Genomic DNA, 22,904 nt, shown 5'->3' with positions numbered 1-22,904 from the left:
CGTTTATTTCGCCAGTTGCCAGCCGCTACCTTCTTTCGCGTGCTGGAGCAGGCGACTGTGACGCGAGAAGGTATACAGAAAAATCGCCAACGCCAGCAGCAGCGCCAGAACGCCGAGAACGATAAACACGGTCAGAATGTTGTTGTTCATCTGCAGGCGCAGCAGGCCAACCAGAATAGGGCTCACAAACATGCCGGCAAAGAAGGCGCCGGACCAGGCTCCCATCGCGCGGCCAATATAAGCGGGTGGAATGAGCGTACCCACCCAATAAATCATAGCGTTTATGGCCATGCCAGCGCCTAACTGCTGCACAACGGAACTCGCGCCCATTGGCAACACCGTTCGGGACAGCGCCATCAGCACCATTCCACCGCCCATCAGCAACAACGTAAACGCAATCACCCGCAGCGGGGAAAAGCGCCGCGTTAAAATGCCGAACAGCAGCGAACCGGCGGGGACCGCCAGGCTGACCAGCGACATGATCAGGCCAATCTCCTGCGGCTGGGCGTTATTCAGCGTATGAAATGCATTTGCGCCGTTAATCGTATAAACATAATAAATCACCGCAATGCTGAACGTCAGCGCGCTTAACGCCAGCACGCGAGGCCAGGGAAAGCGCTGTTCGCGAATAGCGGCCTGCGTCTGCTGCGCGGTTTTGGTGGGCTCAAAAGCCCAGAAATACATGGCCAGGAAAAGCAGCAGCGCGAAGCTGTAGATGATAAAGGCTCCGTTCCACTGCATTGCGGTCAGATAGCCGGAACTGGCGAGTACCAATACCGCCATTGCCGGGCCAACCACGCCCTGAACCGTTAACCAGAAGCGGCGCTTATTATCGTCGTAATAGTCGATAAGCATGGTGTTGGCGATTGTCAGCACCACGGCTTCTGCCAGTCCGACGCCGAGTCGGCTGAGGAAGATCTGCGGCAGCGTATGCAGATATAGCGGCATCGTTCCGCAAATGCCGTACAGCAGGGTCGCGCCCAACAGCAGCCGCCGGCGTCCAAATTTATCCGCCACCCATCCGGTACAGGGGCCAGCAACAGCAATCACTAATCCCGGCGCGGTGAGCATCAGCGGCACCAGCGTTTCCACATAGGGCACGTTGGCAAAATGTTGAATCAGCGTCGGCACGGCCGGGGCCAGTGAGACAATAGCCAGAATCGGCAGGAACGTTGTCAGGACGATAATAATACCCTGCGCCACGCCTGCCTGCCGCTGTTTTACCGGCGAATGCAGATGATTACTCACGATGTTCTCCTTTATATTTTTATCTTGCAGGTGGGTACAGCCAGGAGCGTGTCGGCTCCGGCCTCAAGAGTAGGAGGCATTTTCATCTGCGGAAAAATTGCGAATTCTCATAAGAGACATTGCAAATCTAAATACCATTTCTTTTGCAGGGTTATAAAAAAGCCCCCAATACAGGAGGCTTAAAATGGCGTTCTGGCCGCTCGGTTCAGGAGGAAACGGCGGTCATTCAGGCAAAAAAACGGCGGAGAATATCATCGGCGGCAATAACCGCCAGCGCCACGCTGGTGAGGGTTGGGTTACATCCGGTGGCGGTCGGAATGACGCCGTTTCCTCCCAGATAGAGATTATTAAATCCCCAGACCCGCGAAGCGGGTGACGCCACGCAGGTATCGTCATCCTCAGGGCCGATACGATGACTTCCCTGATAGTGCAACGATGTCCCGGCAGGCAGAATAATCGCCTCGCCGCCGTTTGCAACGCCGCCTAATGCTGCGCCCACCTTGTCTACCGCCGCACGCGCCCGATCCAGCCCCGCAAGATCGGCCGGGGTAAGGTCGTAAGCTAAACGCATACGTGGCATCCCCAGCGCATCAGTCTGTTCCTCAAAAATAATGCGGTCTTCTTCGCGCAGTTCTTTGGCAAGGAAAAGCCCCAGACCAACCACCGGTTTGCCGGCATTTTGCCCCTCTTGCTTAAAGGCGATAGGGGACGTATCCATTTGCATTAGCTGGCCGTGGAAGGGGAAGTCTGGCTCGTGGAACGGGAGCCAGGTCACTCCAGAGACGTTGTCGCGTCCATCGGCGGCGACGCTGGTTTTCGCATCGGCATTAGACGGCGCATCCACGTCAATCAGGGCGATAACCTGCGGCTGATCGTTTAGCCAGCGTCCCAATGCATAAGGGCGGATACCGGAAGCATAGAGTAGCTGTGGCGTGCGCAGCGCATCGGCGGCGACAATGACCACGCGGGCGTTCACGCGATACAGCTGGCCGGTGGGCAGATGATAGAGTAAGGCACCACAGGCTTCTCCGTCCTGAGTCAGTATCTGGCGGCAGAGCGTATCTGGCCGGATTTCCAGGCCGCGGCGTGTGCGAACGTCAGCGTCCCTGAGTTCGCCCAGAATAGCATCTGTCCCTGACCATCTCGGCTTGCCGTCGGGCTGAGGCGTGCAGGCGAGTGGCATCGGCTGCGCCAGACGTTCACGGCTACGGTCCGATGCGAAACGTTGATTGAGGGCGGCAATAATTCCCTCGCTTAGCGGCGTTGCGGGAAAGCCCTGCTGGGTGACGTGCAGATAACGCTCTGCGGTTTCGAAGGCCGATTGCATCAGCGCGGGTTCGATAAACGATATTCGTTCTGACCCGCCGGGGCGCGGGCAGGCACAGGTCCAGTGAACGCCCATGCCCCCTATATTGCTGGACATCGCCGCTGCTGGCATTCCCTGATGCGTCGGGGTGCCCGTCGCCCTAGGATTAAGCAAGTGAGTGCCCGGGCGAGCCTGCAATACGTCGGCTTGGGGATCGGCAGGCACGGCCGCCAGCGGAAATTTTTGCGCCATGCTATAGGCGGCTTCCCGTGCCGGCGTCGGCAGATTACGAATATTTTCGCCAGTTACCGTACCGAGCGCGCTTCCGGCGTCGACCATCAGGATGGTCGCGGATGTTCCGTCAGCCAGATGACGGGCGAAGGTGCTACCCGCGGGGCCGCTACCAATAATCAGAATATCAATGTCGTGAGTCATACTTTTCCTTCTCTGCTTTTACTATCTGTAGGGTGACAGTGAAATTTAATGCGTGGGCTGCGGCTGACGATGAACGTCCTCCGGTAGCCTGCGGCTGAGCCGGGCGATAACGCACAGTACCAGCCCGTTTAACAGTAATAAGGTGATAAAAGCGCTGGGCCAGCTTTGCGGAGCGGCCGTCGTCTGGCTGAGGTAATAGCCGCCGAATGTGGCCATGCCCAGCGCCGCGCCAAACTGTTGGCCTGTGCGGAATAATCCCGATGCCGCCCCCGCATGAGCAACCGGCACCTTTGCCATCGAGAAGGCGGGTAATGGGGCGGAGACCAGCCCCATCCCGCAGCCGCAGAGCCCAAAACCGCAACCTAACAGCAGCAGATTAAACGGTGGTGGGGCGATTCCCGCGCCCAGCCCCATCAGCGCGAGGGCGATCAGCTGAACCATTACGCCAACGGGCGTAATATTGCGCCCTAAACGTGCAACCAGTCGGCGTCCGGCAACCGCAATGGAGAACGCGGCGCCGAGGGCGAACGGGATATGCATCAGGGCGGTGTGCAGTGGTGAGAGATGCAGACCATTTTGCAGTACCAGCGAAGTGGCTAGCAGCAGAGATGCGGTCGCGAGCTGATAGAGCAGGGTGATGGTAATCCCGGCAACAAAAAACCGGTCGTACAAAATTTGCGGCGGAAAAAGTGCCGGGCCCGATAACCGCGCTTGTTGCTTCAGATGCTGCCATAACGCCGCGAGTACCAGGGCCGATACCAAAGGAAACAGGCAAAGCCACCACGGCCAGTTGAGCGCAGGGGCTTCAATTAAGGTAAATAACAGCAGGCTACCGCCGATAACCGACAGCAACGTTCCGGGAATATCCACGCTGCGCGCATGAAGACTTTTAACGTCGGGAAGAACGCGCCACGCCAGAATCAACGCCACAATCACCACCGGAATATTGATGAGAAAGATCGGCCGCCAGCGCAGGCCGAAAAAATCGTATTCAATGATCGCACCGCCGAGAATCGGGCCGAGCACGCCAGCCGCGCCGCCAAGAATACCGAATATGCTCATGACGCTAAAACGTTCGTGCGGGGGATAAAGGATCTGCACCAGCGATAATATTTGCGGCCCCATCAACGCGCCGCTGATCCCTTGCAGAATACGCATCACGATCAGCATATTGGCGGAGGGCGCCAGCCCGCATCCGGCGGAGGCGATGCCGAACAGCAGCAGCCCGCCCATAAACAGGCGCCGATAGCCAAAGAGGTCACCTAATCGTCCACCGGTGAGCAGCAGTACGGAGAAGAAGAAGAGGTAGCCGGTAAAGATCCACTCGATTTGCTGCCCGCTGGCGTGCAGGTCGTTTTGTAATACCGGCACGGCGACGTTAAGGATTGAAACATCAATAATCTCAAGCACCATCGCGATGGAGACCACCACCACGGAGAGGGTGCGGTGGCGTTCTCGCTGGGGTTCTGTCGTATGAACTGCCGGTATCCGGGACGTGCGTAACATGATGTACCTTTAGATTTGGTTAAAATATTGTTAATTTATGTTGACAGATATCGCCATCCAAATAATAGAATTAGTGCTCTGATTCTGTTTATGGCCTGGTTTTTACTCACCCCTCAATAATGAGGGGAAAATAGTGTTAAAAACAAGTTAAATATAGAATTAGAGTTTTCATTCCAATAATGCCATCATGGCATTACTCGTTAAGAAGGGAGGGAAGATGTATCTGTCAGCATGTATTGAATGGCTGTTCAGCAAAGAGTATCCCGATGTGACGCAGCGTATCTATGCAGCAAAGCGTTGTGGTTTTTCTCACGTTGAGTTTCATCTTTGGCGTGATAAGCTCCTGGCGGAGATGGCCACGGCACTTGAGGAGACGCAGATAAAGCTCAGTAGTTTTGTGGTTGAGCCGCGTCGTAGTCTGGTCGACCCGGCTCAGCACACGGAGTTTTTGCAGGCCCTGAAGGAGAGTCTCATCACCGCACAACGGTTGGGATCGCCGCCTTTAGTCATCGCTTCTGGCTTTAGTCGTGACGGTGTCACTTTTTCGGAACAGCGTACAGCCATGGTTAACGTACTCCGGGAAGCGGCCTCTTTGGCTGAAGAGGCGGGAATCGTTCTGCTGCTTGAACCCCTCAATACCCGTATCGATCATCCCGGAATGTTCCTCAACGATAGTCGCCTGGGGCTGGATGTGGTGGAAGAGGTTGGAAGCCCGAACCTGAAACTACTGTTTGACGTTTACCATTCAACGGTGATGGGCGAAACGCTGGTGAATATCCTCTCCGGGCGGATGCACCTGGTCGGTCACGTGCAAATCGCGCAAGCGCCCGGGCGCGATGAACCCTGTGACAGCGACTGGAAAGATATTATTCATGCGCTGCATGTGCTGGGATATCGCGGCGCGATAGGCCTGGAATACAAGCCGTCGCAGCCGATAGCTGAATCGCTGGCCACCGTGTGCGCTGCCACGGGCTTATCTCTGACTATCAACAAGCAAACGGAAAAATCATGACGCAGAAGATCAAACGAGGCGTTAGCCTCTACAGTTTTCAGAACGAAACCTATCTGGGAAAAATGACGCTGGAAGAGGTGATTGCTCACTGTTGTGCAATGGGCGCGCGCGGCATTGAAGTCGTTGGCGAACAGACATTCCACGGCTGGCCGGAGTGCGGATTCCCGGAGGCGGCAATCGCTGATTGGCAGCGGATTATTCATCAACATGATGCCGTTCCGGTGTGTCATGACTTTATGCTTGATTATAAGCGCTATAAAGATCGACCGATGCCGTTTAACGAACAGGTGCAAAGCGTGCAACGCGATATCGATTTTGCCGCTCGATTGGGCATGAAGTTTATCCGTTCACTGGTATCTGTCGCACCGGAAGTTCTGGTCGCAGCAGCACCTTACGCCGAGGATAAAGGCATCAAAATTCTGCTGGAGGTGCACGCGCCGCTTCATTTTGATCATCCGTGGATCGTACGCCATGCCGAAGCTTATGAAAAAGCGAACAGCCAGGCGTTGGGGTTCTTGCCGGATATGGGAATGTTTTTGTTCCGTTTTCCTCGGGTTTGGAAAGAGCGTTTTATTCGCAACGGATGTCCGCAGGAAGCGGCTGATTTCATTGAAAAAGCATACGATGAGCGCATTCTCAGTGAGTATGTTATTCATGACGTGATGCAGAAATGGGGGCCTGGCCCACAGATTGCTATGGCAGAAACGCTGCGTCATAACGCGGCATTTGAGCCGAAGCGCATGCTCGATTTTATGCACAGAATCCACAATATTCACGCCAAATTCTATGAAATGACCGACGATATCCGCGAATGGTCGATTCCCTATGATGAAGTTATCCGTGTCCTCAAATTGGGAGGCTATGAGGGGTATCTCTGCTCAGAATATGAAGGCAATCGCTGGGTTGAAGACGCTGAAGAAGTGAATAGCCTCGAGCAGGTTCGTCGTCAGCAATTGATGTTCTGCCGTTTATTAGATGAAACGCCGCCTGCGGCTTTACTGGTTAAATAAGGAGCACGTTAGCATGTTCGATCACCATATTATTTGCCGCGAAGGTCTGCGTAACGTTAGCGATAAGGGGCAAACCATCGGCTTCAGCTTTTTGGCTCGTCTTCCTTATTACCGTGGGTTGGGACTGTCGATGGTTGAAGATCTGACCGTTGTCATCGATGGCCGCAAAGTTGCGCGTGAGGATATACGCCTTGCGCTGCGCGGCCGCCAGTGGACGCTGGATGAACTGGAAACGGTGTATGACGACCGCTGGAACTTTGGCGAGAAGGCGACCATCACCGTATTAATGCCTGGTGGTCTGGAAAAAGGCCAGCACCGTCTCGAACTGGCGGAACGGCTACGGATTTCTTATCTGCCATTTGTGCCGGTAACACGGCACGCGACGGATCTGGAACTAAGTGCGTGAAGACCGCATGGTACGTCTTTAATCGCCTGAACTAATGCAAGTCCACTCAACATAGCGTGACGTAGGGTGGACTTTAATATATTTCCCCAGGCACCACCGCAGTGCAGCACCTCCACAAACCCTCCCCAAAATAGTGATTCCTCGGATAACACAATCTCTAATCAACTGATAATAAAGAAAATTAAATCCTGGCATATCCCTTGCTTAGATAAACCGGAAAGGGCAGCACACACAATCTAATCAATAGCTGGCTAGGGTTCCGGTTCACTGAGTGAATGACTGGTCCAAGAGCTGGCGACCTCTGAGAGGTTACACGGCGGGACAAAAGCCCGGGAGACAGCAGCACCCATTGGTGTCGCGCTGCCCCCTAATTTTGTGCCACTCAGAGGTCAAGCATGAAGAAAACGCCATTACTCCGCTCTGTTGTACTGTCGCTGGCAATGCTGGTCAGTCTCCCCACTTTTGCTGCTGTGAAAAAAGAATTCAACGTTTGCTGGACCATCTATGCCGGGTGGATGCCCTGGGGGACCATTAGCAGCAGCAAAATTATCGATAAATGGGCCAACAAGTACGGCATCAAAATCAACGTAGTACAGCTCAACGACTATATCGAATCCATCAACCAGTACACGGCGGGCCAGTTCGATGGCTGCACCATGACCAATATGGATGCGCTGACCATTCCGGCCGCAGGTGGCGTAGACAGCACCGCACTGATCCTCGGTAGCTACTCGGAAGGCAATGACGGCGTGGTGATGAAGGGCGAGGGCAAGACCCTTAACGATCTAAAAGGGATGAAGGTCTACCTGCCAGAATTGTCCGTTTCCCACTATTTACTAGTTCGCGGTCTGGAAAAAGCGGGACTGGCGGAAAAAGACGTTACCGTCGTGAACACCTCAGATGCGGACATTGTCTCGGCGTTTGGTACCTCCGGCGTACAGGCGGCAGTGGCCTGGAACCCGCAGCTTTCTGTTATCAAAGGCACGCCGAAAACCACCGAAGTGTTCAGCTCCTCGCAGGTACCGGGTGAGCTTATCGACATGATGGTCGTCAACAGCGAAACCCTGAAAGATAACCCTGCACTCGGCAAAGCCTTAACCGGCGCGTGGTACGAAATGATGGGGATGATGAAAGCCCAGGATACGAACGCGCTGAATGCAATGGCGGCCGCCTCCGGCACAGATTTGGCTGGATATCAGGCGCAGCTGAAGACCACCCATTTGTTCTACACCCCACAGGACAACATTGCCTTTATTAGCTCCCCGGAACTGGCGAAAACCATGCAGCGCGTGGCCGCGTTCTCCTTTGATAAAGGGCTACTGGGCGATGGAGCGCAGAGTGCCGATTTTATTGGTATGCGCTTCCCTGGCAACGTGACTCAGGGTGATGCCCATAACGTCAAACTGCGATTTGACGATAGCTTCGTGAAAATGGCCGCTGCCGGCACGCTGTGATAACGGACGGAGTTCCCATGCGACAAATTAATCGTCATCCCACTTCTGGTATGCGGCTGATACTGGTCATGATGCCTTTCCTCCTGCTGCTGGCTGCCTACTTCTTTGGCTCGGCGGTACGGCTGGAGGCTAACCCGCAGGACAAGCTGCTGCCGGGTCTCCAGCAGATGCTGGATGCGCTATCACGGATGGCGTTTACCCCTGATAAACGCAGCGGTGAATATCTGTTCTGGGTCGATACCCTGGTCAGTCTGGCGCGTCTACTGGTTGGGCTAACCATTGCCTCACTGCTGGGCCTGTGTATCGGCGTGACGTCCGGCGTGTTCCCGCTGTGGCGCGCGTCGCTGTCACCGCTGATGACTGTGTTGTCGATGATCCCGCCGCTGGCGATTTTACCGGTGCTGTTTATCGTTTTTGGCCTCGACGAACTGTCGAAAGTGATGCTGATTGTTATCGGTATCACGCCGATGCTGGCACGCGATCTGGAGCATCGCGCCTGTGAAATCCCGCCGGAGATCCTGATTAAAGCCCAGACTCTGGGCGCGAATAGCTGGACGCTGGTGCTGCGCGTGGTGCTGCCGCAACTGCTGTCGCGTCTGCTGACTTCGCTGCGTCTGCTGCTGGGTTCGGCATGGCTGTTCCTGATTTCGGCTGAAGCCATTTCATCCACCGCCGGATTGGGCTACCGCATTTTCCTCGTGCGCCGCTATATGGCCATGGACGTGATTATCCCTTACGTCCTGTGGATCACGCTGCTGGCCTGGCTGATGGATCTGGCGCTGCGCAAACTACATCAAACCTGTTTTCCCTGGGCGGAAGGAGGGAAGGCATGAGCTTTATCACTATCAACAATATCTGGCAGGAATACGGCGACCACGTCGTACTGGAACGTCTTAACCTGCAGGTGAAAGAGGGCGAGTTCTGCTCGATGGTTGGCGCGTCCGGCTGCGGAAAATCGACGTTTTTGCGCCTGCTGCTCGGTCAGGAAACGCCGAGCCGGGGTTCTATCACTCTGGATGGTCAACAGCTCCATGCCGAACCGGATAGCAGCCGGGGCGTGGTGTTCCAGCGTTATTCAGTTTTTCCACACCTGAACGTGCTGGATAACGTCGCTATTGGTCTCGAACTGCCGCAATCACCACTGTTCGGGCGACTGTTCGGCGCCAAAAAACGCGCGGTACGCGAGCGGGCGACGGAGATGCTGGAAAAAGTCGGTCTTGGCCATGCGCTGGACAAATATCCGGCGCAGCTTTCCGGCGGCATGCAGCAGCGTTTAGCCATTGCGCAGGCGTTTATTATGCAACCGCGCGTACTTCTGCTCGATGAGCCTTTTGGCGCACTCGACCCAGGCATTCGTAAAGACATGCATGCGCTGCTGCTGCAGCTGTGGGGTGAAACTCGCATGACCGTATTTATGGTCACCCACGATCTATCCGAAGGTTTCAACCTCGGCACCCGTTTACTGGTGTTCGACAAAGTGCGCATCGACCCTCAGGCGCCCAATGCCTTTGGCGCGCGCATTACCTATGACATTCCGCTCAACGAAACGCGGCTCTCTGCGCTGAGCGGTACGGCTCCCGACAACGTTTATGCCTTAAGGGGTTAATCATATGAAGACCGAAACATTCCTGCGTGAAGAGATCTTGCCGGGCGGCGGGCACCTTTCGTTTGTCCTCAAACGCGGGCAGATCCTGCGCATGACGGATATCGACGGCGGGGCAAACGTCAGCCTGCTGATGCTTAACCCGCACCACAAAAGCGAGCGTCTGAACCTCCCCGATACGCTGAAAGGTCAGCATACGGCGCGGCTCACCGCCGGGCACTGTTTTTACTCCGATATGGGCCGCGTACTGGCAGGCATTATTGCCGATACCAGCGGCTGGCACGATCCGTTTGGCGGCGTATTGAACGCGCAGGAAGTGGCGGAAAAATACGGGCAGGGGCGCTATCAGGAACGGCGGAACGGTTTCTACCGTAACGGTACCGATAACCTGCTGGTCGAGATGGGCAAGTGGGATCTCAACCTTGAAGATCTGCTGATGGTGGTCAATTTCTTCAGCAAGGTCACGGTGGATGACAACGGACAGTTCAGCTTCCACAGCGGACATTCGCAGCCGGGGAGTTACATCGAACTGTTCGCGCCCATGGACACGCTGGTTGTGATGACCGCATTGCAGCATCCGATGGACCCATCCCGTGAGTATGCGCCACGCCCGGTGCAGCTGAGCTGGAGACGGGCTGAGGATGAAGACGCCGCCATTAACGCATTGCGGACACGGCCGGAAAACGAACGCGCCCTTATCAACACTCAACTTTTTGCCCTGTAAGGAGCCATAAGATGACCGTAGCCAGCGAGAAACAAGCCCAGCACGCCAGCTTTCGCCACGTAATCCCGGCAGGTGAACCCTACCTGTTTGAAGTGAAGAAGGGGCAAACTTTGCGCCTGCTCGATCTCGAAGGGAATCAAGCGGTGGACACGTTATTTTATAACGCGGATAAACCGCGTGAACGCTACGACGCCCAGCGCACGCTGCGTCGCCAGAACAACGCGTATCTGACCAGCGGCAGCGTGCTGTATTCGAACCTCGGCAACCCGCTGCTGACCATTGTCGCCGATACCTGTGGGCGCCACGATACCCTCGGCGGCGCCTGCGCACAGGAGAGCAATACCGTTCGTTATGCCCTCGACAAACGGCATATGCATAGCTGTCGGGATAATTTTCTCTGCGCCTGCCTGCATGATGGCCGGCTGCAAAAGCGCGACATCGGCGCGAACATCAACTTCTTCATGAACGTGCCTGTGACGCCGCAGGGCGGACTGACCTTTGAGGACGGCATCTCTGCGCCGGGTAAGTATGTTGAGCTACGCGCCGAGTGTAACGTCATCGTGCTCATTTCTAACTGTCCGCAGTTGAATAATCCCTGCAACGGCTGGAATCCAACGCCTGCTGAGGTGCTGATATGGAACTAACACCAAACCGCTGGCAACGCCTGCGTCGGGCGATTTATCGCCTGTTTGAAGTCCGTGCCGGACGCCTCCTGCCATAAACGCTTTTTCCCCATGGACGACCATGGGTGAGCCAATATTCGGCGGGACGACCCGCCATGATTGAGTCTGACCTATGCTGACGACACTCCTGATTGCAAACCGCGGGGCGATTGCCTGCCGCATTTTACGTACCCTGCACGCAATGAACCTGCGCGGCGTGGCGGTCTATTCTGAGGCTGACATCAGCAGCCTGCATATTCGCGAAGCCGATGAAGCCCTGAGTCTGGGCGATGGCCCGGCGGCCAATACCTATCTGGTGACGGAAAAAATCATTGCGGCCGCGCAAGCCAGTGGCGCACAAGCCATTCATCCAGGTTATGGTTTTCTGTCTGAAAACGCCGCTTTTGCGGAAGCCTGCGAAGCCGCAGGTATTGCCTTTGTTGGCCCGACACCGGAACAGCTGCGCCTGTTTGGCCTGAAACATACGGCCCGGGCGCTGGCTAAATCCCATGGCGTACCGATGCTGGAAGGCACTGAACTTCTGGCCGATGTGACTGAAGCGCTACACGCCGCTGAGCGCGTTGGTTACCCGGTAATGCTGAAAAGCACCGCGGGCGGCGGCGGTATCGGGATGCGCGTCTGCTATACCCCAGAAGAACTCAACGACGCGTTCGATGCCGTGGTACGCCTGGGGAAAAACAACTTCAGCGATGCGGGGGTATTTATTGAGAAATACATCGAGCGGGCGCGGCATCTTGAAGTACAGCTATTTGGCGATGGCAGAGGCGAGGTGATTTCCCTCGGCGTGCGCGACTGCTCAATACAGCGCCGTAATCAGAAAGTGCTGGAAGAAACCCCTGCGCCGAATCTGCCTGAAGGCATGGAAAATGCCTTGTGTGAGGCGGCAATCAGGCTGGGTAAAGCGGTCAACTATCGTAGTGCGGGCACCGTCGAGTTTGTCTACGACAGTCACGCTGAACGGTTTTATTTTCTGGAGGTGAATACCCGTCTGCAGGTTGAGCACGGCGTGACCGAGCAGGTGTGGGGCGTGGACCTGGTGCGCTGGATGATTGAGCTGGCGGCAGGAACCTTACCGCCGCTGGCGGCGCTGCGAGAAAACCTCAAGCCTGATGGCCATGCGATTCAGGCACGCGTTTATGCCGAAGATCCGGGTCGTCAGTTCCAGCCGTCTCCGGGGCTGCTCACCGAAGTCGTCTTCCCGGGAAATGACCGCCGGACGCTACGTATCGACAGTTGGGTGGAATCCGGCTGCGAGGTGCCCCCGTTTTTTGATCCGATGCTGGCGAAAATCATCGCCTGGCAGCCGACGCGCGAACAGGCGATTCGCACACTACATACAGCTCTCGGCGAAACGCGCCTTTATGGCGTAGAAACCAACCGTAGCTATCTGCAGCAGATTTTAACCTTTGCCCCGTTTGCGAGCGGTGAACCCTGGACTCGCTGCCTGGAAGGGCTGAAATACGAGGCGTTCACGCTGGAAGTTCTCAACGCCGGAACACAAACCACGGTGCAGGATTACCCCGGAAGAACCGGGTACTGGGCGGTAGGCGTTCCACCATCCGGCCCAATGGACAGTCGGGCGCTGCGTCTGGGTAACCGGCTGTTGGGCAATGATGCCAACGCCGCCGCGCTGGAAATTACGCTCAGTGGCCCGACGCTCAAATTTAACTGTGACGCGCAACTGGTGGTCACCGGGGCAGAGATTGCGCTCACGTTGGATGGCGAACCGCTGGAGAATAATCGTATTGTCACCGTGCAGGCGGGCATGACGCTACGGATGGGCGACATCCGCAACCAGGGCGTGCGCAGCTATCTGTGCCTGCGTGGCGGCTTCAACGTGCCGGATTATCTGGGCAGTAAAAGTACCTTCACGCTGGGGCAATTTGGCGGCCATGCCGGACGGGCGCTGCGAACCGGCGACGTGCTGCATCTGGCGCCTTTATCAGAGCGCGTTCAGGAAAGCGAACTGCCGCAAGCGCTGCGGACCACGCTGGGAACGGTGCGCGAGCTGCGTGTTGTCTATGGCCCGCACGGCGCGCCGGAGTATTTCACGCCTGATTATATAGAGACTTTTTTTGCCACCGAATGGGAAGTCCATTTTAACTCCAGCCGGACGGGCGTACGCCTGATCGGGCCGAAACCGGAGTGGGTACGTGAGAGCGGCGGTGAAGCCGGCCTGCATCCGTCGAACATTCACGATAACCCGTACGCCATTGGCGCGGTGGATTTTACCGGTGACATGCCGGTGATCCTCGGCCCGGATGGCCCGAGCCTGGGCGGATTTGTTTGCCCTGTCACGATTATCGAGGCCGATTTACCGGCGGTCGGGCAGGTGAAAGCCGGTGATAAAATCCGCTTTGTTCCTGTCGATATCGCGACTGCGCGCCGTCTGGCACAGGCTCAGGAAAGCGAGATTGCCAGCCTGACGCCACAGCACCCTGTCTGGCAACCCGCGACTTTGGCCTCGCCAGCGGTGCTAAATCTTGGTACCGCCGATAAGCGACTGGTGGCAAGGCTCTCTGGCGATACCCATCTGTTGCTGGAGATTGGCGAACCAGAGCTGGATCTGGTGCTGCGTTTTCGCGGTCATGCGTTGATGCAGGCGCTGGAGGAAAAAGCGCTGAGTGGGATCATCGACCTCACGCCGGGGATCCGCTCGTTGCAAATTCACTACCAGCCGGAAACGCTAAGTCTGGCAACGCTTCTGGAGATAGTCTCCGGAGTATGGAATGGCGTGTGCGAGCAGGATTCGCTGGCAGTGCCGTCGCGCATCGTCTGGCTGCCGCTCTCCTGGGACGATCCGGCGTGCCAGAAGGCTATCGACAAATACATGACCACCGTGCGCCGCGATGCGCCATGGTGTCCAAGCAATCTGGAGTTTATTCGCCGCATTAACGATCTGGCGAACGTCGATGAAGTGTATAAAACGGTGTTCGACGCCAGCTATCTGGTGATGGGGCTGGGAGATGTCTATCTCGGTGCGCCGGTCGCGACACCGCTTGATCCGCGCCATCGACTGGTCACCACCAAGTACAATCCGGCGCGCACCTGGACGGCGGAAAATTCGGTGGGCATTGGCGGGGCATATCTCTGCGTTTATGGCATGGAGGGGCCGGGCGGGTATCAGTTCGTTGGCCGTACGCTGCAAATGTGGAATCGCTATCACGCGGTTGACGATTTTGGCGGTAAACCGTGGCTGCTGCGCTTCTTCGACCAGATTCGTTTCTACCCGGTTTCTGCCGACGAGTTATTGACGATCCGCCGTGATTTCCCGCTGGGGCGTTATCCGCTGCGTATTGAACATACCACGCTGAACCTGGCCGACTACCAGCAGTTCCTGGCGGATGAAGCCACGGAAATTGAGGCTTTCCGTGCCCATCAGCAGGGGGCGTTTGATGCAGAGCGCGAGCGCTGGATTGCCAACGGTCAGGCACATTTTGATAGTAGCGATACGCTGGTCGAAGAGGGCGAAGATGCACCGTTAAGGGCCGGTCAGGCAAGCATCGACAGTCCGATATCTGGCAACCTGTGGCAGGTGAACGTTGAAATCGGCAACACCGTACGCGAAGGCGACGTACTGGTGATCCTCGAGTCGATGAAGATGGAAATTCCGTTAGTGGCCTCGCAGGATGGTGTGGTCAGCCAGGTGCGAGTTCAACCGGGTTCATCGGTGAGAGCGGGTCAGTGCGTGGTGGTGTTGGAAACTGCGGTCTGATGTATTGCATGATCTGACGGCTGAGGAGCAGAGAGTCTGTTCAGTCGTCAGGTCTTCACGGTATTTTGTCTACTTTCCTGACATGTTGTTCGCTGCGTTAAATGTGTTCTTTAAGCAACGCTGTCAGCGCTTTCCAGTTAAACGGCTCAAGCTGCGCATAGGTAATTCCTAGCGCGGCCATACGTTCTGGCAGGTGGCGTTGGGCTATCGCCGTCGCCTGACTCATCACGCTCTCTCCCGCTGCATCGCGAAGGGTTTTGACCACTTCTTCCATCTCTTCGCTGCGTCGGATGCCATGCTCGGCAACGCGGCTTATCAGGTAGCCGGGGAAGGCATCATTCCAGCCCAATGAGGGGAAGCTGGCGTGGAGTGATGCCAGCACCGCTTCCTCAACGCCGTACTGGTGGGCGGCGAACAGGCATTCGGCGGTAAGCGCTTCCAGTCCTTTGATCATGACGCTGCGGCACATCTTGATTGCCGACACGCTGCCAATATCGTTCCCGCCGTAGCGCGCATGACATCCGAGCGCGGTCAGTAATTCGGCGATGGCTTGCGCCTGTGGGCCCCCGATCAGCAAAGGCGTTCTGAGTGCGCCGGGTGGAACTGGCGCCATCACCGCGACATCGACGTAAGTGCCGGGCTTAAAGCATTCGGCAGCCTGCCGCTTGGTCTGCGGGGCGACGGAGTTAAGGTCAAGAAAATACTGCTTATCCGTCATCAGCAGGGCTGCTTGTGACGCGATATCCAGCGCGGATCCTGCGGTGACGGTGGAAAAGATGAGTTCGGCGCCTGTCAACGCGTCGGCCAGGGAAATTGCTGCCCGCACGCCTCCCTGGCGCGCCTTCATTATCATCGCATCGCGTTCGGGACCATTAAACTTGCAATCCCAGACGGTGACCGGGTTCTCTTTTGCCAGTGCATCCGCAAGAATGCCTCCTGCTTCACCATAGCCAATAAATGTTATTGTCGTCATCACAGCTCCTCACGCGGCCATACACTGGCCGGAATACAAACGTCGCCGGTGAACAGCAGCCGCGCTGTGCGCAGCAGGCCGCAGCCTGTCAGTTGGCTGTTATCGGCGAGCTGGAGCGCCACGCTGAATTCACCGGTTGGGTGCTCGACGCTCAGTTCTGGGATACGCTCAAGACTCGCCAACTCTTGCGCCACTGAACCTTCAATAAGACAGGCGCTGGCGACGCTCACCGCGCCGAAAACGCCAATCGAGGTATGGCAGCGGTGCGGAATAAAGGTACGACTGCTGATGGCTCCGCCGGCGCGCGGCCTGGCAATGAGCGTCATTTTAGGAACCGTGCGTTGCGACACATCGCCCAGATTCATGCGCGGTCCAGCCTGCAGGCGAATAGACTCCAGCCGCTGCTTCAGCTCATCGTCGGCGTCGAGCTGTTCACGGGTCTCATAACCTGTGCGCCCGAGGTCGCTGGCACGGACAAGGATCACCGGCATACCATTATCGATACAGGTGACATCGATGCCGTCGAAGCGATCGCGAGCCCGTCCGGTCGGGAGCAGCGCGCCGCAGCTTGATCCCGCCACGTCGAGAAAATTGAGCACAATTTTACTGGCCGTACCGGGTACGCCATCAATGCGGGTGTCGCCCGCATACTCCACGCCTTCGTTGTCACAGGGCACTTCTGCAACCGCAAGCTGGCCGGTGTTCTCCATATAGATGCGCACCCGGGTCAGGGGGGCGACGCAGTCCACCAGGCCGCGTTCAATGGCAAAAGGTCCAACCGCAGCAAGAATGTTGCCGCAGTTTTGACCGTAATCGACCACGGCACGATCGACGTTGACCTGGGCAAAAAGATAATCGACATCGGCATCTGGCCGCGCCGAGCGGCGAATAATCGCCACCTTACTGGTCAACGGGTCGGCGCCGCCAATACCGTCGATTTGACGTGTATCGGGCGAGCCCATCGCCGCTAGCAGCACCGCGTCGCGAATGGCGGGTTCTACCGGTAAATCGTCCGCGAGAAAGCAGGCCGCCTTCGAGGTGCCTCCGCGCATCAGTAGGCAGGGAATTCTGCGTTGTGCCATGTTTAACTCTCCACGTCTTCGGCGCTATCGTAATAACGCAGCCCTTTCTCGGCGAGGCGCGGGCGCATTGCGTAGATATCCAGCCCCAGTTCGCCGCTCCCCATCCGCTCTCGTTTCGCTTCTTCGTTTGCTATTCGGGTTTCGGCTTTTACCAGCACCTCGCGGGCAAGCCCGTGCGGAATGACCACCACGCCGTCGTCGTCGGCGACAATCACATCCCCCGGCGTCACCAGCTGGCCTGCACAGATAATCGGGACGTTAACCGAGCCCAGCGTCTCTTTCACCGTACCCTGGGCGTAAACCTGCCGGGACCAGACGGCAAAGCCCATCTCGCGGAGGGTATGCGAATCACGGATGCCGATATCACCCACCAGGCCCACGACGCCGCGCGACTGTAACGACGTGGCCAGCAGGTCGCCAAAAAAACCATCCCCGCAGGGTGAAGTAGGGGCTACCACGAGGATATCGCCCGGACGGCACTGCTCGACGGCAACGTGGAACATCCAGTTGTCGCCGGGCGTGACCAGCACGGTGACCGCATTTCCGGCACGGCATATGCCCTGTTGTATTGGCCTGATGTACGGGGCCATAAGCCCCTGTCGGTCATAAGCTTCGTGAAGCGTAGCTACCCCCGTCGCGCTGAACTGACGCAGGGCGGTGTTGTCGTGGCGGGGAAGGGAGCGGATGACAATGCCTTTACGGTTAAGCAGGTTCATGCAAGGTTCTCCGTCACACGAGGGAAGATGCTCTGGAAAGCTTCGGCATGCACGATGTCACGTGCGGCGGTGATGCCGATATTACGTTTAGCCTGCACGCCCCGCTGGAGCGCCACGCGAGTATAGTATTCCCACAGGTGCTCCTGGCCCTGCATGCACTGGATTGCCTGATACTTTTTGTCCCAAACGCGGGTGATATCCAGCAGAACGTCCGGCTTCCAACTGCACTGCTCAGGCTGATGCGGCTCAAAGCAATAGACTGGCGGCGCCTGCACGACAGGTTCACCAGGACGGTATCCTTCGGCCTGGGCGATAATGCGGGCTTCCTGCGCCAGGTTTGACGCCATCGGATGATCGTAGTTATAAGGATCCTGCATGGAGTGGGTCAGAACAAAGTGTGGCTGCACCCGACGATAAACATCCGCCAGGCGGAACAGTGTCTCTTTGTCGGCACGCAGCGGATAGTCACCAATATCAAAAAACTCCACGCTGGCCCCGAGAATGTTAGCAGCAGCCTGCGCTTCTTCCCGACGATGATGTTTTACCGTTTCTTCAGTCATATTGCCTTTGCGCCACAGTTTAGCGGACTCCCCGCGCTCACCGAACGACAGGCAGACGATATGCACCTGATAGCCCTGCTCGACGTGCAGGGCTATCGCGCCGCCTGCACGCCAGACGAAATCAGCGGAGTGGGCGCTAACGACAAGGGCACTTTTTTCACGAATCGGTTGGGACATGATGACTTCCTCTGTTGTTTTTTGTCAGCTTGTCATGCTCCGTCGCAGGAAGGTAATTCGTTAACTTGTGAACGCTATGATTTTTATTTATGTTGTTATTAAGTTCATTGAGTGGCGCCGGGCCGATCATGCAGAGAAAAATACGAAGTAAATCGATAAATATTATGCAGCTACGCTTTTTTTGCCAGGTAGCGTTAAGGGGCAGTGTTTCCCGTGCCGCCGATGATTTATTTCGTACACAGTCTGCCATTACACGTGCAATACGCGACCTGGAAGCCTCACTGAACGTCATTCTTTTCGAGCGTCACTACAGCGGTATGGTGCTTACGGAGTACGGGAAATGCATATTACCGCGCGCCAGGCGGGCGGTAGAGGATTTGCAGGCAGTTCCGGCCCTGATGCAAAAATTGAGGGTGCGCACCAGCGCGTCTACCGTGCTGCCGGATGCAGGCTGGCTCTTTCATACTCGTCGACTGGAAATTTTTATTCAACTGTATCATGTCAATCATACCCAGACCGTCGCGACGCAGCTCGGGGTGACGCAGCCGGCCATCAGCGCAGCGCTTAAAATTCTGGAGAAAGGGGCCGATGCGCCGCTGTTTCGCCGTACTCCGGAAGGGGTTCGTCCGACAGCGGCGGCAGACGTACTTTATCCTCACATCAGTCGGTCGCTGAATGAACTGGATAATATCTGGAGCGATCTCGCCGCCCGGCGTGGCGTGCTGCAGGGAAGCGTGCGTATCGGTGCGCTGCCACTTAGCCGGACACAACTGCTACCCGGCGCGATCGCCAGTTTCCTGGCGTGCCATCCCAACATCACAATAATGACCAACGAGAGCCCGTATGAGTCTCTGGTGTCGGACATGCGCGCGGGCAATATTGATTTTATTATTGGCGCCCTGCGCCAGGATGAGGATCTCCCCGACCTGGCAAGCGAGGCGCTCTTTGAAGAAGATATGCTGATCCTGGCGCGCAATGACCATCCATTGCTGCACGATCCTGATCCCCGGAGCAAGCTGGGGCAGGCGCAGTGGGTGCTGCCTCGCTCAAACGCTCCGGCGCGGCATCTGCTGGACAATGCGTTTCTCATCTCAGGGCTGCCTCTACCACAGCCCTGTGTTGAAACCGGTGATGCTGCAATGGTGCGTGGCCTGCTGCTTCACTCCGATATGTTGGCTGCGGTCTCTACAAGCCAAATGCGCTATGAAATTGACAACGGGCTGCTCACCGTTTTGCCTGTCCGCCTGCCCGATACTACACGCCGTATCGGGCTGACCTTCCGGGAAGGGAGCCTACCGTCACCCGCTACACAAGCCTTGCTCACTTTTATTCATAACCACGTGGCGAAAGGTTAACGGCTGCCAGCGACAGAATAGGTGACCTGCTGGTTTCGCGTCTTCTGAAATTCCTCCAGCGTTTGACCGCGCATGGCGGCGTAAATATGCAGATTCGATACGCCGACTACTGCGCCCATTTTCTCCAGCAGGAAAAAACTCGCGCCGTACTGGATCAAACCACGCCAGTCGCGTTCGGTCAGCAGACGTTGTTCCTCCTCGCTCAGCCCGGCCTCCTCATACAGTGCCTGCGGCGCACTCAGGAAACGCTGGCGCCAGGTGGGCTGCGTCAGCTTATGCAGGAAGTTGTTCAGCCGCAGGCCGTTCAGACTGCGCTCATGCGTAAAAGGATACGTTCCCGGCAGGTTATCAACACCAGCCAGTTGCAGCGCCATATGCTGGCGGTGGCGGGCCAGGGTGTCCACCGGCGGCGTGCGGGCGTTATTTTCCAGAATCAGCGTGGCAATGCCGGTCATTGAGGGCAGGTAGTAATCACGCCAGGTCTCAGTGACATTGGCCGAAAGGGCGCCACGCATCACCAGCCACATAATAACCTCTGAGCCTTCCATACCGCCCAGCGTCGCATATTCACTGATGGTCATTTCAGTGAGTTTTTCCGGGTCGTTAACGAGCATGTCGACGAACTGCGCGTCCCAGTCGGTATTGTTGAATCCGCAGCGTTCCCCGTGAACCTGGTGCGACAGCCCGCCGGTGGCGACAATCGCCACGTCAATATCCTCCGGATAGCTTTCGATGGCACGACGTAATGCCTGGCCCAGCTTATAGCAACGTTTTGCGCTCGGTACAGGGAATTGCAGTACGCCGATTTGCAGCGGGATCACGCGGGTTGGCCATCCCTCTTCTTGCTGCCAGGGCAGAAGCGCCGACAGGGGGGAAAACAATCCGTGGTCCAGTTTTTTGTTCATAAAGAACGACATATCAAACTCGTCGGCCATCAAGCTTGCACCAATATGCCGCGAGAGTGCCGCATCGCCTTTTACCGGCGGCAGATTGCGCGGGCCGCCGCCTTCGTCCGCTACGCCATACTCTTTGTCAATTCCGAGGGTAAACGTGGAATAGTGGTCAAAGAAAAATGCGGTCACATGATCGTTAAAGATATAGACCAGCGCATCGGGCTTTTTCTCATCAAGCCAGCGCTGGAGGGGCTCGAAACTTTGGAAAATAGGGGACCACGCCGGATCCTGCTGTTTGTGGTGATCAACCGCGAAACCAATCGTCGGCGTGTGTGAGACGGCAATACCGCCAAGTATTCGGGCCATAATGAAACTCCAGTTATCGGTTACGCAGGGTTTGCGCCAGGGCGCTCATTTCTGCCTCTGTTGCTCGAGGCTCTTTTCGGTTCATACGGTGCAACAAAATAGCGATGCCCGCCAGACATGCTGGCAAAGCGAGCACCAGGAAAATGGATGAGTGCCCCGGAACAGCCAGCATGATGACGCCGCCGAGCGTAGAGCTCAGAATCGCCCCCGTGCGGCCGATGCCGTGCATCCAGCTTACGCCTGTGGCGCGAATTTCCGTTTGGTAATAGGCGGGGGAATAAGCCTGAAGACCATTTTGCGCCCCATTAATGCACATCCCGCTGATGAAAATCAGCACCGCCAGCGCCACTGAACCGAAATCCATCAGTCCTTGCGCTAACAGACACAGGCAACCAAGGAAATAGGTAAGGGCAATGACTTTTTTGGCGGCGGTGCGGTCCATCATATAGCCAACGATAATGCCGCCGAGTGGACCACCAAGCTGGAACAAGCCGGTGATGATTGCAGCCTGCTGCAGTGAGAGCCCGCCGGAACGCAGAATAGTAGGTAGCCAGCCATTAAGCAGGTAAATGACAAACAGTCCCATAAAATAGGTCAGCCATAATGCCACTGTCCCTCTGGCGTATCCGTGACGAAACAGTTGAATCACCTTACTGCTGCGCGATATCTGCGGGGTATTCAATGTGAAGATATTATTTTTATTGAAGTTTCCACCCAGACGATTCAGCACGTTAGCAATTTTTTCTGTTGGCACTCGGCGGGCAACCATGCTCATAGCCGACTCTGGCAGCAGGGCGATCATAATGGGCAGCAGAACCAGCGGTAGCACGCCTCCGAAAATCAGGGCCGAGTGCCAGCTGTAGTGTGAAAGCAGAGCCGCGGCAATAAATCCACCCAGTCCGGAGCCGACATTAAATCCACTGTACATCAGGGTAATCATTAAGCCTTTACGGCGTTCAGGCATGTATTCCGCAACTAGCGTGACGCAGTTTGGCATGACAGCCCCTAAACCTAACCCGGTGAGAAAGCGCATCAGCGCCATTTGTAGCGGACTCTGCGCGGCTGCAGCAGCCAGGCTGAAAAGGGCGAACAAAGCAACTGACCAGAGCAGGATCCGCTTGCGGCCATAACGATCCGACAACGGCCCAGCGACCAAAGCACCGATAGCGACGCCGAACATGGCAGCGCCAAGTATCGGGCCTAGCTGAGCGCGACTGATGCCCCAGTCTTCAATTAACGCAGGAGCAATAAAGCCCATAACTGCGGCGTCATAACCATCAAGCATAATGATAAGAAAGCAAAGGAGCAGGACATGCCATTGAAAACGTGATATTGGCCGGGCATCGATCCACGCCTTTACATCAACGATGTTTGTTTGATTCATAGAGTGACTTCCTTAAGCAGGCGGTATGAATGTTCTGTTTGTGTTATGTGATGAACGTTCGCATACAACTTAAGGCAGGCGACGAATTGTGTCTGGTTCGAAAAACCAGGCACAGGTATGAGTTCTATTTATAATGTGATGGATCTGGCGAAAACCAGGGGGGTTGTAAGGACAAGCAGAACAGAATGCGGGGACAGGTGGTTGGCTATAGTGATGAAGAACGACTGGCTGTAGATTACCTTTGATTTAACTTATGTTGAGCACATGGGGGCTTCATTGATGGATTAATGATTAAC

General features: G+C 56.3%; 19 protein-coding genes and 1 riboswitch. Of the genes, 10 read left to right on the top strand and 9 right to left on the bottom strand.

Going from position 1 to position 22,904, the window contains the following annotated elements; translation table 11 throughout:
- Positions 1 to 3: 3 nt before the first annotated feature.
- From NNN71_RS04325 to NNN71_RS04315, 3 genes are all read right to left on the bottom strand, one after another.
- Positions 4 to 1,248, bottom strand: a complete 1,245-nt coding sequence (locus NNN71_RS04325; protein ID WP_271457945.1) for an MFS transporter — start codon at positions 1,246 to 1,248, stop codon at positions 4 to 6.
- A 226-nt stretch (positions 1,249 to 1,474) separates the two neighbouring features.
- Positions 1,475 to 2,989, bottom strand: a complete 1,515-nt coding sequence (locus NNN71_RS04320) for a GMC oxidoreductase (protein ID WP_271457944.1) — start codon at positions 2,987 to 2,989, stop codon at positions 1,475 to 1,477.
- 45 nt (positions 2,990 to 3,034) lie between these two features.
- Positions 3,035 to 4,495 carry an MFS transporter gene (locus NNN71_RS04315; RefSeq protein ID WP_271457943.1) on the bottom strand — a complete coding sequence of 487 codons (1,461 nt, stop codon included), beginning with the start codon at positions 4,493 to 4,495 and terminating at the stop codon, positions 3,035 to 3,037.
- 217 nt (positions 4,496 to 4,712) lie between these two features.
- On the opposite strand from NNN71_RS04315, the gene NNN71_RS04310 reads away from it, so the two are divergent.
- The 9 genes from NNN71_RS04310 to uca all read left to right on the top strand — a co-directional run bounded on the left by NNN71_RS04310 (position 4,713) and on the right by uca (position 15,102).
- Positions 4,713 to 5,507 carry a TIM barrel protein gene (locus NNN71_RS04310; protein ID WP_271457942.1) on the top strand — a complete coding sequence of 265 codons (795 nt, stop codon included), beginning with the start codon at positions 4,713 to 4,715 and terminating at the stop codon, positions 5,505 to 5,507.
- Positions 5,504 to 6,517: a sugar phosphate isomerase/epimerase family protein gene (locus tag NNN71_RS04305; protein WP_271457941.1), complete on the top strand. Its 1,014-nt coding sequence runs from the start codon at positions 5,504 to 5,506 to the stop codon at positions 6,515 to 6,517. The genes NNN71_RS04310 and NNN71_RS04305 overlap by 4 nt, the downstream gene beginning before the upstream one ends.
- Before the next feature lie 13 nt (positions 6,518 to 6,530).
- The gene (locus tag NNN71_RS04300) at positions 6,531 to 6,923 is read left to right on the top strand and encodes a C-glycoside deglycosidase beta subunit domain-containing protein (protein ID WP_271457940.1); all 393 of its coding nucleotides are present in this window, start codon (positions 6,531 to 6,533) and stop codon (positions 6,921 to 6,923) included.
- A gap of 240 nt (positions 6,924 to 7,163) precedes the next feature.
- Positions 7,164 to 7,261: riboswitch (guanidine-I (ykkC/yxkD leader) on the top strand.
- 57 nt (positions 7,262 to 7,318) lie between these two features.
- A complete protein-coding gene (locus NNN71_RS04295; protein ID WP_223802632.1) occupies positions 7,319 to 8,377 on the top strand; it encodes a putative urea ABC transporter substrate-binding protein in 1,059 nt (352 codons plus the stop codon).
- A gap of 17 nt (positions 8,378 to 8,394) precedes the next feature.
- The gene (locus NNN71_RS04290) at positions 8,395 to 9,210 is read left to right on the top strand and encodes an ABC transporter permease (protein WP_223802631.1); all 816 of its coding nucleotides are present in this window, start codon (positions 8,395 to 8,397) and stop codon (positions 9,208 to 9,210) included.
- On the top strand, positions 9,207 to 9,983 hold the full coding sequence (locus NNN71_RS04285; RefSeq protein WP_163446365.1) for an ABC transporter ATP-binding protein: 777 nt from the start codon (positions 9,207 to 9,209) through the stop codon (positions 9,981 to 9,983). The genes NNN71_RS04290 and NNN71_RS04285 overlap by 4 nt, the downstream gene beginning before the upstream one ends.
- 4 nt (positions 9,984 to 9,987) lie before the next feature.
- Positions 9,988 to 10,704: an urea amidolyase associated protein UAAP1 gene (locus NNN71_RS04280; protein ID WP_163446364.1), complete on the top strand. Its 717-nt coding sequence runs from the start codon at positions 9,988 to 9,990 to the stop codon at positions 10,702 to 10,704.
- An 11-nt stretch (positions 10,705 to 10,715) separates the two neighbouring features.
- Positions 10,716 to 11,348, top strand: coding sequence for an urea amidolyase associated protein UAAP2 (locus NNN71_RS04275; protein ID WP_163446363.1), 633 nt, complete (start codon positions 10,716 to 10,718; stop codon positions 11,346 to 11,348).
- Positions 11,349 to 11,499: 151 nt separating this feature from the next.
- A complete protein-coding gene (gene uca, locus NNN71_RS04270; RefSeq protein ID WP_271457939.1) occupies positions 11,500 to 15,102 on the top strand; it encodes an urea carboxylase in 3,603 nt (1,200 codons plus the stop codon).
- A 97-nt stretch (positions 15,103 to 15,199) separates the two neighbouring features.
- Here uca and NNN71_RS04265 read toward each other — a convergent pair whose 3' ends face one another.
- The 4 genes from NNN71_RS04265 to galB are packed head-to-tail and all read right to left on the bottom strand — an operon-like array spanning position 15,200 to position 18,610.
- Positions 15,200 to 16,075, bottom strand: a complete 876-nt coding sequence (locus tag NNN71_RS04265; RefSeq protein WP_271457938.1) for an NAD(P)-dependent oxidoreductase — start codon at positions 16,073 to 16,075, stop codon at positions 15,200 to 15,202.
- On the bottom strand, positions 16,075 to 17,157 hold the full coding sequence (locus NNN71_RS04260; RefSeq protein WP_167575828.1) for a 4-oxalomesaconate tautomerase: 1,083 nt from the start codon (positions 17,155 to 17,157) through the stop codon (positions 16,075 to 16,077). The genes NNN71_RS04265 and NNN71_RS04260 overlap by 1 nt, the downstream gene beginning before the upstream one ends.
- 2 nt (positions 17,158 to 17,159) lie before the next feature.
- Complete coding sequence (locus tag NNN71_RS04255) at positions 17,160 to 17,873, bottom strand: 4-carboxy-4-hydroxy-2-oxoadipate aldolase/oxaloacetate decarboxylase (RefSeq protein WP_271457937.1); 714 nt, start codon at positions 17,871 to 17,873, stop codon at positions 17,160 to 17,162.
- Positions 17,870 to 18,610 carry a 4-oxalmesaconate hydratase gene (gene galB / locus NNN71_RS04250; RefSeq protein WP_223802625.1) on the bottom strand — a complete coding sequence of 247 codons (741 nt, stop codon included), beginning with the start codon at positions 18,608 to 18,610 and terminating at the stop codon, positions 17,870 to 17,872. The genes NNN71_RS04255 and galB overlap by 4 nt, the downstream gene beginning before the upstream one ends.
- Before the next feature lie 128 nt (positions 18,611 to 18,738).
- On the opposite strand from galB, the gene NNN71_RS04245 reads away from it, so the two are divergent.
- Positions 18,739 to 19,965 carry a LysR substrate-binding domain-containing protein gene (locus NNN71_RS04245; protein ID WP_271457972.1) on the top strand — a complete coding sequence of 409 codons (1,227 nt, stop codon included), beginning with the start codon at positions 18,739 to 18,741 and terminating at the stop codon, positions 19,963 to 19,965.
- Here NNN71_RS04245 and NNN71_RS04240 read toward each other — a convergent pair.
- Both NNN71_RS04240 and NNN71_RS04235 read right to left on the bottom strand, forming a co-directional pair.
- On the bottom strand, positions 19,962 to 21,224 hold the full coding sequence (locus tag NNN71_RS04240; RefSeq protein ID WP_163446357.1) for a gallate dioxygenase: 1,263 nt from the start codon (positions 21,222 to 21,224) through the stop codon (positions 19,962 to 19,964). The genes NNN71_RS04245 and NNN71_RS04240 overlap by 4 nt on opposite strands.
- Before the next feature lie 13 nt (positions 21,225 to 21,237).
- Complete coding sequence (locus NNN71_RS04235) at positions 21,238 to 22,608, bottom strand: MFS transporter (RefSeq protein ID WP_271457936.1); 1,371 nt, start codon at positions 22,606 to 22,608, stop codon at positions 21,238 to 21,240.
- Positions 22,609 to 22,904: the final 296 nt, after the last annotated feature.

This window comes from Kluyvera sp. Awk 3 (genome assembly GCF_028069715.1).
Lineage (GTDB): Bacteria > Pseudomonadota > Gammaproteobacteria > Enterobacterales > Enterobacteriaceae > Kluyvera > Kluyvera georgiana_A.
This window is presented reverse-complemented; position numbering and strand designations above follow the sequence as displayed.